Source organism: Haladaptatus sp. QDMS2 (assembly GCF_029338295.1).
Classification (GTDB): domain Archaea; phylum Halobacteriota; class Halobacteria; order Halobacteriales; family Halococcaceae; genus QDMS2.
The window spans coordinates 45,839-61,614 of the sequence record NZ_CP119792.1; the positions used below are offsets into that span (position 1 = coordinate 45,839).

The window sequence follows — 15,776 nt, forward strand, 5'->3', positions numbered from 1 at the left end:
CGTCGGTCCCATCCGGGGTCGTGATTGCCTTCGAGAAGGTGCGCAACGTAGGTACATACCGTCTGATCGGTTTCCGGTCCTTCTGTCGTCCATATTGAATAGACGCGACGACCAAGAGGAGTCCATGGCCAACCTCATCTACGTCATCAACGCATCACTCGACGGCTACATCGCCGACGAGAACGGCAACTTCGACTGGTCAGAGCCATCTGCGGACGCGCATGCCTTCTTCAACGACCACCAACGATCAGTCGGCACCTCCCTTCTCGGCCGTCGCATGTACGAGTCGATGCGGGTGTGGGACGAATTTCTCCTCGACGACCTACCCGATGTACAACGCGAATTCGCCGAGGCGTGGCTGGATACCGACAAGGTCGTCTACTCGACCACCCTGGATACCGTGCCGGAGCCGCGGACCCGTCTGGAGCGAACGTTCGACCCCGAAGTGGTACAGCGCATGAAAGACCAAGCCGACCGCGACCTGTCCATCGGTGGCGCGGGCCTCGCTGGCGAAGCCATCCGGGCAGGGCTGGTCGACCGGTATGTACTGCGCTTGGTCCCGACGATCGTCGGTGGGGGAACCCGAGCCCTTCCCGACGCAACCCGGGTTGACCTCACTCTCGACACGACACGTCGGTTCGACGACGGCTCCGTCCTGGTCTCCTACAGCCTCCGATGACCAACTCTCAAAACAGACAGTGGGTTAAATGCGCAAAAACGAGACGTGGTTCAGACACAGCCGCAATACGGGTTTGATTGCTACGAGTAGGCCTCGTTGAACTCGCGTTCGCGACGCATCAGCTCCTCGACACCGTATTCGAGGATGTCGCGTCCCATCCGAGTCGGGCGATAGTAGGTGTAAAAGCCTTGGCTGTCAGCGGTCCGTCGCTGACGCTTGTCGACAAGCCCAACATCGACCAATTCGACGAGGTGGTAGTGGAAGTTGTGGGATTCAACGTCGACTGCCGATTTGAGGTCAGTCGCACTCAACTCGTCGTTGGCAACGAGTGTTCGCAGGATACGAAACCGCGTTGGATGGCCAATTGCCTGTTGCATCGCGAGGTATTCTTCGAGAGTCAAGCCACTCTCCTCGGGGAGCGGTGGCTCCGGTTTTCGCACCTCGTTTGTCGAGCGGCGGTCGCGTTCGGCCATTTATTTCTCTCCGGATGAGACGTATATTGCCTTGCACTTATTCGTATCCTGCTACTTAGCCGATATTGCGCGTAGTTTTGTACTCACCTACAGAATGAAAAACTCCACAGCTCACGTATTTCCGTACTTCTCGGCCTTTGCAGTGCGTGAAATGCAGACGAGATACTGTTCACGCAATGACGGCCTTCTTCGTTGGCCACCCCACCAATCTGCCGACGCGTACACGCGAATCGTCGGACGGTTGCTGTCGCTGCACGAGACAGTCGAGGACATCGACGAGCAGTACGAGACGTGGATTTGACGGCTGACGGTCGTTGAATCGTTCCTCAGTTTCTATCGGTCGGCTTGCTCACCTGCCTTCAATTGGTACTCTATCCCGGATCCTCCGCTTTCTCTTTGAGTACCGCAGGGAACAGCAACGGTTAGTCCTCCACCATGTGCGCTCCTTGAGGGTGTGTGGTTGCATTCAAGGTGAGTACATGGAAGTTATATACCCCTCTCGAACCTACGTATGAATTTACAATAGTTAAATTCATACATGGGCGGGTTGTAGATGATATGCATGCATGAAACAAGGTGATTTGAATGAGGGCGCACCAGGGAAGCTTGTTGCATACGGGAGAGAATCCTATTACAAACCAGACTCACTCCCACCGAGCAAGAACCTAGAGTTCGATGCGGAGTTCTATGCGTTACTCGCTGATGCCACATTTTGGCTCGGGAAGCTCAACGGCATCAGTCTCAACCTCGAATTTCCACCAGTGCTCTACACGTCGCTGCTCAGAAAAGAAGCGATGGAGTCCACTGAAATCGAAGGCGCCAACATTGATTTCAATGCGCTCTACAGCCTCGAAACACGGGTATTTGATACTAAATCGGACGACCAGATGTCACCACACAAGGCGTCATCGAGGAGCACGAAGGACACGCGCGAAGTGTTGAATTACGAGCAAGCAGTGAAAGACGGTATTCTAGCGCTCGACGATAACCAAACGCTGACTGTTGACCTTTTGCACTCGCTTCATACGACGTTGCTTTCTGGTGTTCCTGACGACCGTATCGATACGGACACCATTGGTGCATACAAAACAATCCCGAACCACCTCGGGGATTTCTTTCCACCCGGTCCGGGCGCTGTAGAGGGACTGATGGATACACTCATCACTTACTACCGGACAGGAGGTATCTATCACCCGCTCATCGACATCGCTCTGTTCCACTACCAGTTCGAAACCATCCACCCGTATGGGGATGGAAACGGACGTCTCGGCCGCTTACTGATAACGCTCCAGCTCTACGACCACGGATATCTCCACCATCCAAATCTCTATCTGAGTGAATATTTTAACCGGAACAAACCTGCGTATGTCGACCGTCTCACCGCGGTTCGGATGCGTGGTGATTGGGAGGCCTGGGTACGGTTCGTTATCGAGGGAATCGCGAAACAGGCTGAGGAGTCTGTGCTGCGAACCCAGGCATTAGACGAGCTCAGGCGGCGGTACGAAGCGGAGTACGGTGGGAAATCGTACACGAAAAACCAGCTTGCCTGTAACTTGTTCGAGCAACCCTATCTCACGGCGAAGACCGTTATGCGGTTATTTGATGTTAAGCAATCAACGGCGTCTCGAGCGATCGCGGCACTTCAGGACGATGGCGTGCTCGAAGAGGTCACGGGGAACGCACGAAACAAGGAGTATCGCGCCAAGGAAATCTTCGATATCCTGGAGGAACCACCGCGAACCTACTAGCCCTCCAGCACTGGTCTGAGTGTGTGCCAAACTCAGTTCTCACATATCGAACGGAGAACTCTAGGGCGCACAGTGCAGAAAACCGAACTCCTCGAATCTCTGGTTCAACAGTACTGTCAGTCGTTCTTCTCTAGATGTTTGTTGATTAATTCACAAATAGTATCCTGATAATTCTGGAAACTAGCAGCTCCGTAAGTTAATATAGAATGACGGAAGATGGTATTCTGTAACACAGTCGCCGGCCGAGTCGTCTCTTGATTGCGGGATTGAGGCCGTTTGTTGGTGGCGTTAGTGATGACCATGTCTGCAGAAAACACCAGGGCCACGATTTCGGCCCGCTCAAAGACCAGTCGCACCGTCTCGGTTACCGCTTGCCGTATCGCTACGCTCTCGCTTGCGTTATTCAGTATCGTCGCTGTCGACCCTGTCGCTGCCCAATCCACGGGGCAGGCCTTCTGCGGGACGAGCATGGCCCAGACCGTCAAGAACGTCTTCATGCTCATTCAGTTTGGGGGCCCGCTCATCGGCGGCGTCATCGCGCTCGGAGCGACCGTTGCGATACCCATCGTTCGCCGAGTGGATACGAAACGCGAGCTCAAAGAGGCGCGTACGCAGGCCGTCATCTGGGGTATCGTGGTGGCTCCCCTCGGGACGGCCATCGTGCAGTTCCTGCTCAACAACGTCGTCGCAGGTGGCGCAAGTTGCGCGTTCTGAGCACGAACGCGGGTCGCCTTTGTATCGTCCTGGCCGCCGTCTTCGCGACGTCGCTTACGACCACGCTTTCGGTTGGTGCACCCGCAAACGAGACCGACCACGGCCTGAGTGAAGCGACCTTTCACACGCTGTGGTCGGGAGACGTAGACAACACGAACGCCAGTGCCGTCGAGAATCTCACTGGCGATTCACCAGCGGAGATGCGTGAGCTGGCCGCGATGACTGACATCCCGTTTAACGCCCCACCGAAAGCCGTCGAGCAGTGGAATCGAGGCGACCTGCAGGACTTCCCGGAGACAGATGCAGGCACGTCGATTCACCCTCCGAACGCCACGCTCGCAGATAGCGTGTTCATCAAGGACGCATACGTCGAGGTGTTCGCCGTACAACCCTCGACTCGCGCCCGTCTCTTACCAGAGGACCGGCCCCTGTACGTTGCGCCGAACGGGAGCGTCCTCGCGACTATCGACTATCGCGTACAGCGCACGATGCTTGACGAAGCGAGTGGCGAGCGAACCGACGCCCAGTTACTCGACCACCGAATCGTCGAGACACGACTGCTCGTAGATGATGAACTCGAAACCACCACAGTAGGGAGCCATACACCTACCCTGTCCTACGAGTCGCTTTCAGACTACGCTGGAGACGAGCACACGCTCACCGTCGAAGCGGACATCGCCGTCGAACTCTCCCCACATTCGAAGGCGTGTTCTGGAGAGTCGTGCAGCGTTCGCACGGAGACGCTCACCGTCCGAGACGAACTTCAGGTCACGGAATACGACCTCAGCGTTGCCGGGTATCGCGGCGTGTATCCAAACGGCGACCTCGGCCTGTACGTCGGGAAGAATCACCCGTGGCTGGGCTACTCCCTTCCGAACGGCGAGGTGAACGGCGTGTGGCGGTTTTACTCAGCCCGCGATAGCGAGTGGGACACGCTCGTATCGAGTACTGAGGACGGCGACACCGAACGCAACTCCTCGCTCCAGCCCCTCCAGGTGAACGCCTATCCGATGGAGACGGGACCAACGGCGGCTCCCCGAGATACCGTCACGATTCAGGGAACGTACGGCGCGGAAACGACGCCACCCACGCTTCCCGAGCATGTGCATCTCGACGTCCTGACCGAACCCTACACGGCGAGTTACGCGCTCACCACGCGAACTAAAACAGCCGACCATACACTCAGAAATGTCACTGCCCATGGCCTCGTGCGAGGTGTCGAAACCCGCCTCAACGAGGGGACGTTCATCGACATTCCGATTCACAAGAGCAACCTCTCGCTGTCGGTGGTGAACACGACGGCAAAGACGGTCACCGTCGAAGCCACGCTTCGGGATGCACAGACGGACGAGCCAATCGCGACCGACGAGCGTGAAGGTTCGCTCGTCATCGCGGGCGAACGGGTGAACACGAGCGACGATGGGACAGTAACGCACACACTTCCTCGCAATGCAGGGAGCGTTTCAGCTCGGTTCGACCCGGGTCGGTGGTGGGTCGATGGTTCCGGGTTCACGTCCGATTCAGCAGTCGTCTACGTCGGTGGTGGCCCACTCGCATTCCTCACCACTCTCTACCGGATTGGCGTGCCCGTCTCTACGTTCCTGTTCGCCGTGTTCATCATCGACCGATTCACCGGATGGCGTATCTGGCCACCGTGGCGGGGGCTGTGAGGATGGTGCCACCACGTCCATCCCGACGGACGTTCCTGCTTACTGGAGCCACGGGACTGTCGCTACTCGCTGGCTGTACGAGTAGTGAGGGACAGTCAGACCAAACGACCGGCGAGGAGAGCGACACGGTGTTCGCCTCACTCTCGTTCGACGGGCCGTATCTGGTCGTGGAGTTGGCTCCAGACCACGAAGTTACACAAGTCAACCTCATCGACGCCGAGGGAAGTCTCTACACGCAGTCGAGTGTGGCGACAGGCGAGACACGGGTGCAACTTCGACTACTGGACATCAAGCCCGAAGGGAGTGACTACGAGCACTACGAACCCGGGAGCTACACGCTCGTTGCTGATACGGGAAGTGAGTCGTTCTCACGAGCGCTCGAACTGAAACCTGAACTCCAGATTGAGGACATTGCCCAGTACACGGATGGTTCCCGACCAAGCGACCTCGGGAAGCTTGCGGTCACAGTTCGCAATACCGGGAGTGGGCCGACGTGGGTCTATGAGATTGTTTACGATAATGCACCAAACTTCGGAGCACACCAAGATATTGGATCCAGTCCTGGCGTAATTCAACTTAGACACCCTTCAGAAACTTCGAGTTTAATTATCGAACCAAATGGCACGCAAAAGTTTGTCAGTTCATCAGCTGCGCTACTTTTCTCTAATCAGGAGAATCCCGAGTGTGGCGGCGACTACGAGTTTACCGTCATTGTTGGACAAGCGATTGGAGAACCGCTGAAACAAGACATTCGAGCCACGGTAGATGGAGAGGTCACCTCTGCAGGACTCACTGGTGAGTACACGTGCAGCAAGGTAGCGGTTGAAATTCTAGGCGGTGACGACTCAAATGGGTAGGTTTGGTTCCATACCGACCATCGTTCAGAACGCGATAGCCCAAACAGGGACGCCAGAGGGAGAAGCCGAATCAAGTGCACTTGGCGACATTATCGTTTCTGCGCTTCAAGAGCTACTTCGAATCCTGTTTCGACCAGTTACTCGCGTAATCGAGAAAAATGCAAATTCGTTAATCGAAATCGTCGTCGGAACGCCTCACCCGAACGCGGTGTTCACCCGTCCGACAAACGGTGTCTGGGTCAACCTCTATGACTACTACTGGGAGACGATGGTCCCACTCGTGTTGACACTATGGGCGCTGTCGATCGGGTTGGTCATCTTCCTCGAATCGACGAGCTACCTGTTCAGTAACTACCACCGGTCGAAACTCAAGAAACGCGCCTTCGCGGGCTTGTTGGGTATCCTCTCGTGGTGGTGGATTGCTGCGCTTTCCCTTCAGTTCGTCCACGGACTGACTGGGTTTCTCGTGCCGAATCTGGCCGAGATTTCGCTGTTCGAGACGCTCTCGTTCAGCTCGATGGGCGTCCTCGGGCTGGTAGTCTCACTGGCCGCGGATTTCGTCCTGTTCGTGCTGATTGCGCTCATCTACTTCACGCGCCAGATTGCGCTCTACCTGTTCGTGTTGCTGATGCCACTGCTTATCGTGTTCTGGATTCCGGGCGTTGGCCCCTTCACACTCGCCTCGCGATTCATGAAACGACTGGCTGGGTTTTTCGTTCCGTTCCTGTTCATGACCGTTCCCGTGGCGCTGTTGTTCCGTCTCGGAGGGATTCTTGGCAGTAGCTTCGAACTTTCGATGGGCGGCATTGGCCTCTGGCTCACCGCACTCGTCATCCCGATTATGGCGGTGCTGTCGCCACTCGTTTTGTTCTGGCAAGCAGGGGCGTTGTTCGTCATGGCAGAGCGAACCTCCCATCATATGTCTTCACGCCAGGCGCGGACGCGGGTGCAGGCGGCTCAGCAACGAGGGAGCGAGGCGAGCCACGGGAGCCGGAACTTCATTCGAGGCGTTCGCGGGAAGCCAGCCATTCGACGTGACGGCCAGACGCTCTTGAACTCAGGTGGGTCGAGAGCCCACAGTCTCGGAGACAGACTCACACCCGCATCCACGCAGACAACGCGTTCCTACCGCACAGACGGTGGTGGACACACCAAGTCCGACTCCCGGAATGCGAATTTCGAGCATCTCGAGACTCGGCTTCGACCGGGGCGTCGCGACCGACCATCCCACTCATCGGATGGCGAAGCATCGAACGATGACCACTCAGAGGACCCCCAATGAGCACTCACGACCCCACTAAACGAATCCCCAAATCACTCGGTACAGACGCGAAACTGTTCGGAACCTACACGCTGACTGACCTTGCGGTTGCCCTCTTCCCGGGTGTGGTCGTCATCCTCCTGACCCAGGTAGTCGTACCCTCCTCACTCACCGTGGCGGGCTACTCCGTGCAGGCGTTCACACTCCCGCTCGCTGCGCTCGCAATCGCAGTCGGCGTAGTGTTCGTCTATCTCACGCCATCATACGCGACGAGTCTCGACTGGTTGGAGACGTTCGTTGGCTACCAGCGAAGCGAGAAGGAACTCACGCACGACGAGGCAAAGGCGTACACCCAGCTCGAACGCGTCTATCCGCGTGCGGGAGCCATCGAACGCACGGATGGTACCTTCATCGGGATGGTGCAGGTTGACCCACCGTCGATGGCGCTCGCAACGGACGCAGAATGGCGACAGAAAGCAGAGTCCTTCCAGGACTTTCTGAATACGACGGTCGAGTTTCCGATTCAGATTTTCTCGACGACACAGCAGTTCCCGGTCGAGGAGTATCTTGGGAGATACGAAGCCCGTCTCACGGATCCGGATGTGAAATCTAATCCTCGACTCTCCGCACTCATCGAGAATTACATCGACTGGTACAGCGAGGACTTAGACCAGCGACGGATGACGATTCGAGACCACTACGTCATCATCACAGTCACCCCGGCTGATGTGCAGTTCGAACGCGAGAGCCTGATGCAGAAGCTTGCCGCACTCCCCTTCGTCGGGCTGTTCGTGCGGGCGGCGTTCGCGCCACGTATCGAAGAACAGCGCGAGGCGATGTTCGACACGTTGGACGAGCGACTGCGTCGTGTGGAAACGGGACTGCGAGGAATCGAAGGCTGTGGCGCGCGTCGCATTCCAGTCGAAGACGCAACACAGCTCATCGGTGAGTTCTGGGCGGGCGAGTCACGCGAATACGGCGACATGCAGCGTGTCCTCCGGACGCGACCACTCGTGGGAGGCGCTGAATGATTCGTGATTGGCTGCCGTTTGTGGGAAGCGGCGACTCAAACAAATCCAACGAAGACACCGGAAACGATGGTGGCGATGGTGACGCCTCGCTCGACTCGGTTCCGGACATTCATCAATCGGTAGTCTCACCGTCGAGTATCGAGCGCACACCGAACGCTATACGGACGGGCGAGCAGTGGGCGCAGACGTTGTGGATAGGTGAGTATCCAGACGCCCCCGTGGACGGCATCTTCGAGCGGCTGTACTCTGCTCCGGAATCGAGACAGACGGACATCAGTCTCCACATCGACCCGCGGGACACGCATTCGACGCTCGATTCACTGGAAAATCGTATCGAAGACCTGGAAGCCGACTACGAGTATCTCGCAGATAAGCGACGGGCGGGCGCACGCGGGGTCAGAAAGGACCTCGAAGACTACCAGGAGTTGTACGACGTCCTCAGGAACACGTCGATGCGAGCGTTCGACGTGTCGATGTATCTCACCGTCCGTGGCGAGAACGCAGACGCACTCGGGACAGACGGGGATGCCGTCGCAAATACGGCACGCCAGTCACCCGCGAACCTGACACCGGTCACGCCGCGGTGGGCACAACTCGATTCGCTCGTCTCGGGGAGTCCAGTCGGTGTGGACAAACTCAACCATTCGCTCGATGCGAAAACACCCATGCTGGGGGGTGCACTCGGAGCAATGTTTCCCTTCCTCGCGGGCGCGTTCGCAGAACCCGGCATCGAGTACGGGACGTACGCGCTCAACGAGAGTCCGCTCATCTTCGACCGCTTCAACCGGGAGACGGGCTACTGCATGATGACGATTGGGCAACTGGGTGCGGGCAAGTCCTTCTCGACGAAACTGCAACTCGTTCGGCGCGCGATGTACGACGAGGATACCATCCTCATCATGCTCGACCCGCTCGGCGGCTTTGCCGGCGTAAGTCGGGCACTCGGTGGCGAGCGTGTCACCGTCGGCGGAACACGGGGATTCAATCCACTCGAACTCAGGGCGACGCCTGCCCACGTGCTCGAATCGGTGCCAGACATGGACCCGTGGGCGGAGCAAATCGGGTGGGTGCTCACCTTCTTCGAGACGTTCTTCACCCATATCGCAACCAATCCACTCGGCGACCGCAAACAAACGCTGCGACGGGCGGTACAGGAAGCCTACACACGGGCGGGTATCACGCGCGACCCAAAGACACACGCCAATTCGTCGCCGACGATTCCGGACGTCATTAGGGTACTGGAATCGCTTCTCAACGACCCCGAGGCGTTCGGGTACGTAACGTGGGGTGAACAAGAGAGCGTTCGTGGGGACGTTCAGTCGCTGCTGAAGGACTTGCGCCCCTCGTTCCGTCCTGACGGCGACCTCGCCAATCTCACCACGCCCACGGACTTCGACCTCGATTCGAAGGTCATCTACCTCGATTTACAGCAAGACGAGGGGACCCACGGACGCATGGAGACGAGCTTGATGATGCAGGTGTTGTTCAACGCGGTCTACGAGCGGGCAAAGCAGACAGAAAAGAAGGTGCAGTTCGTCATCGACGAGTCACACTATCTGATGAACGACGCAAGCTCGCTTGATTTCCTCGAAACCGCCGTGCGTCACAGTCGCCACTACGACCTCTCGCTGCAGTTCATCACGCAGACTGGCGGGGAGTTCTCGCTCACGCCAGCGGCGAAAACCATCGCGAATCTGTGTTCGGTGACGATGATTCACCGCGTCCAGGAGGAAGCTGAGAAACTCGCGTCGTGGTTCGGGCTGAGTGAACGAGAGGTGAACTGGGTTCGGACGGCGAAAGCTGGGAACGAGGAAGACGGGTTCTCAGAAGCACTGCTTGGTGTAGCCGAGGAGGGCTGGTTCCCCGTGCGCGTTCGAGCGAGTGGATTCGAGGCTGCTGTCGTGGACGGTGAAGTCAATTCAGTCTCACAAACAGAGCCACCAGTTGAGGGCTCCGAGAATGCACAGTCGAGGTACCATCATGTGGGGACGGACTAACGAGGTGACATCTGCGATAGATGAACGAGGCTCCGTGGTCACAGACGGCTTACCGGGGGAGAAAGGCAAGTGAGTCGAGAAAGGAGACTTGTGTTCGTGTCCGGGCCGAGCCCGTGGATACGACGGAGGTGAGTTATCACTGTCTCTGGATGCAGTGAGCTATTGGTTGGGCGAATGCGTAAGCATGTGGTGTGTTCGGAAGCACCGATCGACGGGTCGTCGGATTGTGTGTCGGCGATGGCCATCAAAATCTGCAGTATTTTATTTGGGATGCTTTGTGGTAAAATGGCTCAGATAATGATAGCAAATAACACGCTCGTGTAGTAAGGGGTTTGGGTGTCGTCTCACCAGCGTGGTTTCACAGAACCATGACTGTGAAATTCCCCACGAGACGCTCTCTGAACTCCGCCAGGGGTCGGTGTCCGAAGAGCGGTTGATGAGATTCTCGCCGCACTAGGCCGAATTATGCGGTCACAGTCCGCACGTAGTACATAAACTCCCTACCAGCGTTGGGGGAATCCTTAGGCCTCGCGCTGGAACAAATTATCATATACGGTAACTCATGACACACAATCTAGGCGTAGACGTTGGTGGGACGTTCACGGACGTAATCGTATTCGATGAGGATACCCACGAACTCACGATCGACAAGGTGCTTTCGACGCCGGAAAACCCCTCAACTGGCGTCATCAATGGGATAAACGAGGCGACGACGAAAGCCGGGACCACGGTCGCCGACCTGAACCTGTTGTTCCACGGGACGACAGTCGTGACGAACATGCTCCTCGAAGAAACCGGGTCGCGAGTCGGGCTCATTACGACCAAAGGGCACGAAGATGTCCTTCATCTCGCACGGGCATGGACGCCGGGGCCACTGTACGGGTGGATGGGGATGGACAAACCAGACCCACTTGCCGACCTCGTCGATACGCGGGGGATCAGTGGTCGAATCAATTCTCCCGATGGCGAAGAACTCACGCCGCTCGACGAAGCAGAAGTCCGGGAGCAGGTGCGAGCGCTTGCAGACGCGGGCGTCGAATCCCTGACCGTCTCCTTGCTCAATTCGTATCTGAACTCGGCCCACGAAGAGCGCGTCAGAGAACTCATCGCAGACGAAGCTCCCGACCTGCCAGTCTCGATTTCCTCCGAGATTGTCCCAGAATACGGCGAGTACGAACGCACGCTTACGACGGTCATCAACGACTACGCGCGACCGCAGGTCATCACCTATCTCGACGACCTCGACGACTCCCTCGAAGCGGCTGGGTCCGCAGCGAAGATGAACGTCGTGCGGTCTGATGGCGGACTCATGAGTTCGACTGCGGCGAAGAATCACCCGGTTGAACTCGCCCTTTCCGGGCCGAGTGGTGGGGTCGTCGGTGCGGCTACGATTGCAAACAAAAAGGGCGTCCCGGACGTGCTCACCCTGGACATGGGTGGAACGTCAACCGACGTGTCGCTCGTTGAGGATGGCACGCCCGGAACGACGCGCCAGACGAAAGTCGGGTATCGGGAGTTCAAGTCGCGGGCTGTGGATGTTAACACGGTCGGTGCTGGTGGCGGGTCGATTGCCCGTGTGCAACTCTCCGGGTCGCTTCAGGTGGGCCCCGAAAGCTCGGGTGCAGACCCAGGCCCTGCGTGTTATGGCCAGGGTGGCGAGGAACCGACCGTCACGGACGCGAACGTCGTGCTCGGGCGGATTCCTCCCTCGGTGCAACTCGGTGGACGCATGGACCTCGACCGAGAGGCGGCACGCGAGGCGATTCAAACCATCGCCGACGAGCGAGACAGTTCGGTTGAGGAAGCCGCACAGGCCATCCTCGACATCGTAAACGAGAACATGCACGGCGCACTCCGCGTCGTCTCCGTCGAACGAGGGTACGACCCACGGGACTTCGGCCTGGTGGCGTTTGGCGGTGCAGGGCCGATGCACGCGAACGCACTGGCCGACGTGATGGATTCCTACCCCCTCATCATCCCGCCTGGCCCGGGTGTGATGAGCGCGTTTGGCTTCCTGACGAGCGACGTGCAAAACGAGTTCTCAGAGACCTACCTCGAAACCGACGAGGACGTCGAAGGAGACGCCGTTGCGGCCCGACTTGAACACTTACAGGGTGAGGCGACTGACTGGCTCCTCTCGGAGGGGGTCGATGCAGACCAGCACGCTTTCGAATTCTTCGCTGACTGTCGCTACTATCGCCAGGACATCCAGATGTCGATTCCAATCGACATCGACAAACTGCGCGACGGGGCTGGCCTCGCAGAAATTAAAGACGACTTCGAACGGCGTCACGACCAACAATTCGGCTTCTCGCTCGATGCCCCTCTCGAGATTGCGAACCTGCGCGTTATCGGGAAGGGGACGATTCAGGGCGTCACGCTCGAAGAAGCCGAACTGGGAGATGCAGACGCTTCTGGGGCGAAAGTCGGTACCCACGAAGTGTACTTCGACGATACCTACCACAAATCGGGCATCTACGACCGGACGAAACTCACGCCGGGCAACGTCGTTCCCGGTCCGGCCATCGTCACCGACGCTGATTCCACCGTCGTCATTCAGCCAGACCACGAGGCGACAGTCGATCGATTTGCGAACCTCGAAATCAACAGGAGTGAATCTCAATGAACCAGAACGAAACCGAAACGACGCCCGATTTCGTCCGCGACTACGACATCGACGCGACGACGCTCGACATCATCGAAAGCACGCTCTCTAACACACGCTACGAGATGGACCGCGTCGTGGAGACGACGGCCATCAGCCCGGTTATCCGCGAGCAATCAGACCAGTTCCCGCTCATCGCCGATGCGAAAGGGCGGATGGTCATGGGTCAGTTCGGGAGCGCAATCGACACCATCATCGAGAACTCGCCGTTCGACTGGGACGAGTTAGACGACGGTGACGTCATCGCGACGAACGACCCGTACATGTGTGCAGGCGCGGTCTCGCACACCCCGGATATGCTCCTGTTGCGCCCCATCTTCTACGACAACGACCTCGTTGGCTTTTCCAGCCAGTGGGGGAACCTGATGGACGTTGGCGGGAAAACGCCCGGGAGTATGCCCGTCCACGCGACCACTATCTTCGAAGAGGGGATGCGCCTCCCACCGGTCAAGCTCTACAAACAGGGCGAAATCGACGCCGACATTCTCGAATCGTTCGCCCACAACACCCGTTTGCCAGCGCACGCAGAAGCCGACATCAAGGCACTCGCTGCGGGGACGAAAGCCGCAGAAGACCGGGTCAAAGAGCTGTGTGACCGCTTCGGCAAGGAAACCTATCTGCAAAGCTGTGATGCAATCTTAAACCGGACTCGCGATGGGATGATCAACCTCATCCGTGAGTTCGTCCCCGAGGGTGAACGCTACACGTTCGAGGATTTCGTCGACGACGACGGGATGGGTAACGGGCCCATCAAACTCCACCTCGAAATCTATCGCGAGGGCGATACCGTCTACCTCGACTGGACGGGAACGGACGAGCAGGTTCCGGGGACGGTGAACTTCCTCTTGAACGAAAAAATGTTCAAGATGTTCACCGGGGTGTTCCTCATCATGGCCTTCGACCCATTGTTGACGTTCAACGATGGCTACTACGACCTCTTCGAGGTCACGCTGCCCGAGGGAACGGTCATTCAACCCGAGTACCCTGCTGCGCTGGGTAACCGACTGCCGCTGATGGCGCGACAGTTCGACGTCCTCCAGGCGACGTTCTCGAAGCTCATCGATGGCTTCTCCGTCGCTGGCAGTTACGGCACGTCGCCAAATCTGGTGTACGCCGGAACTGACGCCGACGGCAACGATTTCCAGATGTTGGAGATTCTGTATGGTGGCATTCCCGCTCGCCCTGGCGGTGACGGACTCGACGGTCACTCGTGGTGGCCGCTGTTTCGCACCGTCCCGGCTGAGTACCAGGAAGCCTACTACCCCATGACCATCGACGAATACAGTACGCGGCCGGATACGGGCGGCCCCGGCCAATTCCGTGGTGGCCACGGCATCACCAAGGTCTACACGTTCGAAGAAGACGGCGCAATCACCTTCCAAGACGACCGTGCGCACACCTATCCGTGGGGTGTCGACGGAGGGAAACACGGACAGACGAGTGAGAAGAAACTCATTCGAACCGACGGCACGGTCGAACAACTCCCGTCGAAAGTCGAGAACGTCCCCGTCGAAGCCGGCGATAAACTGTTCTTCAGTACGGCCGGCGGTGGCGGGCTTGGCGACCCGCTCGACCGAGACACAGAGACCGTTGCCAGAGAGGTTTCGCAGGGACTCATCTCTGCAGATGCAGCCCGTGAAGAATACGGCGTCGTCCTCGCTGCGGACGGATCCGTCGACGAAGCGAGCACGGAGCGCACCCGCGAGACGCTTCGCGACGAACGCGACGAACTCCCTGAGTTCGACTATGGCCCGCTCCCCGAAGAAGCCGTGCTCGCAGACCAAATCGCCACAGAACGCCGAGAATTCAACAACCGACGGTAACCCCGCGTACCGCTCACCCACCCGGTTCCCTCACCTCTCTCCCACCACGTTGCAACCGAGTCGGGGACGGGACTGAGCGCTTATTGATACCAACCAACACACTACACATATGGACTGGATTGACGACACGGCAAACCTCTACGAAGACCGCGAGTTCGGTGAGAGCGTCGGCATGGGCGAACGGCCCGCATTGGTGATAATCGACCTCATCAACGCGTTTACCGACCCCGACTCGAATCTCGGGTCGGACGTCTCAGACGTACTTGCCCAGACGAGTGCGCTGCTCGACGCCTTCCGTGAATACGACCTGCCACGCTACTTCACGACGGTTGCCTACGAAGAATCCTACGGGGATGCGGGTCGCTTCATCGAGAAGGTACCCGCGCTTCGAGAATTGCGACTCGGGACCGACCGTATCGAAGTCGATGATCAGATTGCACCGATGGATGCAGAACGCGTCATCCTCAAGAAATACGCGAGTGCCTTCTTCGGAACCGACCTGCAGACTGAACTCACGAACCAACGAGTCGACACGCTCGTCCTCGCCGGGGTGACCACGAGCGGGTGTGTCCGCGCGACTGCTGTCGACAGCCTCCAACATGGCTATCGGACGATCGTGCCCGCAGATGCGGTTGGCGACCGGGCAGACGGCCCACACCGCGCAAATCTGTTCGACATCGACGCGAAGTACGGCGACGTGGTTTCAACAGCGTCGGTTCTCGACTACGTCACCGAGTCGTTCGGCGAGAACTGAGCCCTGCGTTTCTCCGGCTTTCGGGCGTAACCTGTCGGGCATTTTTCGTGCACGAGCACCGTCCCGACGTACCCACCCCTACTTATACTCCCAACATAGGGAGG

General features: G+C 58.1%; 13 protein-coding genes. 12 read left to right on the forward strand and 1 reads right to left on the reverse strand.

Annotated elements, in window-relative coordinates:
• Positions 1-124 precede the first annotated feature (124 nt).
• The gene (locus tag P1M51_RS16240; RefSeq protein ID WP_276248587.1) at positions 125-679 is read left to right on the forward strand and encodes a dihydrofolate reductase family protein; all 555 of its coding nucleotides are present in this window, start codon (positions 125-127) and stop codon (positions 677-679) included.
• Between the two features lie 80 nt (positions 680-759).
• Here the strand turns inward: P1M51_RS16240 and P1M51_RS16245 are convergent, their stop codons facing one another.
• Positions 760-1,152, reverse strand: coding sequence for a helix-turn-helix domain-containing protein (locus P1M51_RS16245; RefSeq protein WP_276248586.1), 393 nt, complete (start codon positions 1,150-1,152; stop codon positions 760-762).
• Positions 1,153-1,303: 151 nt separating this feature from the next.
• On the opposite strand from P1M51_RS16245, the gene P1M51_RS16250 reads away from it, so the two are divergent.
• From P1M51_RS16250 to P1M51_RS16300, 11 genes are all read left to right on the forward strand, one after another.
• Positions 1,304-1,453, forward strand: coding sequence for a hypothetical protein (locus P1M51_RS16250; RefSeq protein ID WP_276248585.1), 150 nt, complete (start codon positions 1,304-1,306; stop codon positions 1,451-1,453).
• Between the two features lie 265 nt (positions 1,454-1,718).
• Positions 1,719-2,900, forward strand: coding sequence for a Fic family protein (locus P1M51_RS16255; protein ID WP_276248584.1), 1,182 nt, complete (start codon positions 1,719-1,721; stop codon positions 2,898-2,900).
• Positions 2,901-3,368: 468 nt separating this feature from the next.
• On the forward strand, positions 3,369-3,614 hold the full coding sequence (locus P1M51_RS16260; protein WP_276275120.1) for a hypothetical protein: 246 nt from the start codon (positions 3,369-3,371) through the stop codon (positions 3,612-3,614).
• On the forward strand, positions 3,602-5,284 hold the full coding sequence (locus P1M51_RS16265) for a hypothetical protein (protein WP_276275121.1): 1,683 nt from the start codon (positions 3,602-3,604) through the stop codon (positions 5,282-5,284). The genes P1M51_RS16260 and P1M51_RS16265 overlap by 13 nt, the downstream gene beginning before the upstream one ends.
• A 128-nt stretch (positions 5,285-5,412) precedes the next feature.
• A complete protein-coding gene (locus P1M51_RS16270; protein ID WP_276275122.1) occupies positions 5,413-6,141 on the forward strand; it encodes a hypothetical protein in 729 nt (242 codons plus the stop codon).
• A complete protein-coding gene (locus P1M51_RS16275) occupies positions 6,134-7,423 on the forward strand; it encodes a hypothetical protein (protein ID WP_276275123.1) in 1,290 nt (429 codons plus the stop codon). Before P1M51_RS16270 ends, P1M51_RS16275 begins: the two co-directional genes overlap by 8 nt.
• Positions 7,420-8,433: a hypothetical protein gene (locus tag P1M51_RS16280; RefSeq protein ID WP_276275124.1), complete on the forward strand. Its 1,014-nt coding sequence runs from the start codon at positions 7,420-7,422 to the stop codon at positions 8,431-8,433. Before P1M51_RS16275 ends, P1M51_RS16280 begins: the two co-directional genes overlap by 4 nt.
• Complete coding sequence (locus tag P1M51_RS16285) at positions 8,430-10,430, forward strand: VirB4 family type IV secretion system protein (RefSeq protein ID WP_276275125.1); 2,001 nt, start codon at positions 8,430-8,432, stop codon at positions 10,428-10,430. The genes P1M51_RS16280 and P1M51_RS16285 overlap by 4 nt, the downstream gene beginning before the upstream one ends.
• Positions 10,431-10,992: 562 nt before the next feature.
• The gene (locus P1M51_RS16290) at positions 10,993-13,056 is read left to right on the forward strand and encodes a hydantoinase/oxoprolinase family protein (protein ID WP_276275126.1); all 2,064 of its coding nucleotides are present in this window, start codon (positions 10,993-10,995) and stop codon (positions 13,054-13,056) included.
• Positions 13,053-14,918, forward strand: a complete 1,866-nt coding sequence (locus tag P1M51_RS16295) for a hydantoinase B/oxoprolinase family protein (protein WP_276275127.1) — start codon at positions 13,053-13,055, stop codon at positions 14,916-14,918. The genes P1M51_RS16290 and P1M51_RS16295 overlap by 4 nt, the downstream gene beginning before the upstream one ends.
• Positions 14,919-15,027: 109 nt before the next feature.
• Complete coding sequence (locus tag P1M51_RS16300; protein ID WP_276275128.1) at positions 15,028-15,672, forward strand: isochorismatase family protein; 645 nt, start codon at positions 15,028-15,030, stop codon at positions 15,670-15,672.
• The last annotated feature ends 104 nt before the right edge of the window (positions 15,673-15,776 follow it).

What these genes read in the sequence shown, in the direction of transcription:
- P1M51_RS16240 (WP_276248587.1), top strand. Translation starts at nt 125, where the DNA reads ATGGCCAACCTCATCTACGTCATCAACGCATCACTCGACGGCTACATC.
- P1M51_RS16245 (WP_276248586.1), bottom strand. Translation starts at nt 1,152, where the DNA reads ATGGCCGAACGCGACCGCCGCTCGACAAACGAGGTGCGAAAACCGGAG.
- P1M51_RS16250 (WP_276248585.1), top strand. Translation starts at nt 1,304, where the DNA reads ATGCAGACGAGATACTGTTCACGCAATGACGGCCTTCTTCGTTGGCCA.
- P1M51_RS16255 (WP_276248584.1), top strand. Translation starts at nt 1,719, where the DNA reads ATGAAACAAGGTGATTTGAATGAGGGCGCACCAGGGAAGCTTGTTGCA.
- P1M51_RS16260 (WP_276275120.1), top strand. Translation starts at nt 3,369, where the DNA reads ATGGCCCAGACCGTCAAGAACGTCTTCATGCTCATTCAGTTTGGGGGC.
- P1M51_RS16275 (WP_276275123.1), top strand. Translation starts at nt 6,134, where the DNA reads ATGGGTAGGTTTGGTTCCATACCGACCATCGTTCAGAACGCGATAGCC.
- P1M51_RS16280 (WP_276275124.1), top strand. Translation starts at nt 7,420, where the DNA reads ATGAGCACTCACGACCCCACTAAACGAATCCCCAAATCACTCGGTACA.
- P1M51_RS16285 (WP_276275125.1), top strand. Translation starts at nt 8,430, where the DNA reads ATGATTCGTGATTGGCTGCCGTTTGTGGGAAGCGGCGACTCAAACAAA.
- P1M51_RS16290 (WP_276275126.1), top strand. Translation starts at nt 10,993, where the DNA reads ATGACACACAATCTAGGCGTAGACGTTGGTGGGACGTTCACGGACGTA.
- P1M51_RS16295 (WP_276275127.1), top strand. Translation starts at nt 13,053, where the DNA reads ATGAACCAGAACGAAACCGAAACGACGCCCGATTTCGTCCGCGACTAC.
- P1M51_RS16300 (WP_276275128.1), top strand. Translation starts at nt 15,028, where the DNA reads ATGGACTGGATTGACGACACGGCAAACCTCTACGAAGACCGCGAGTTC.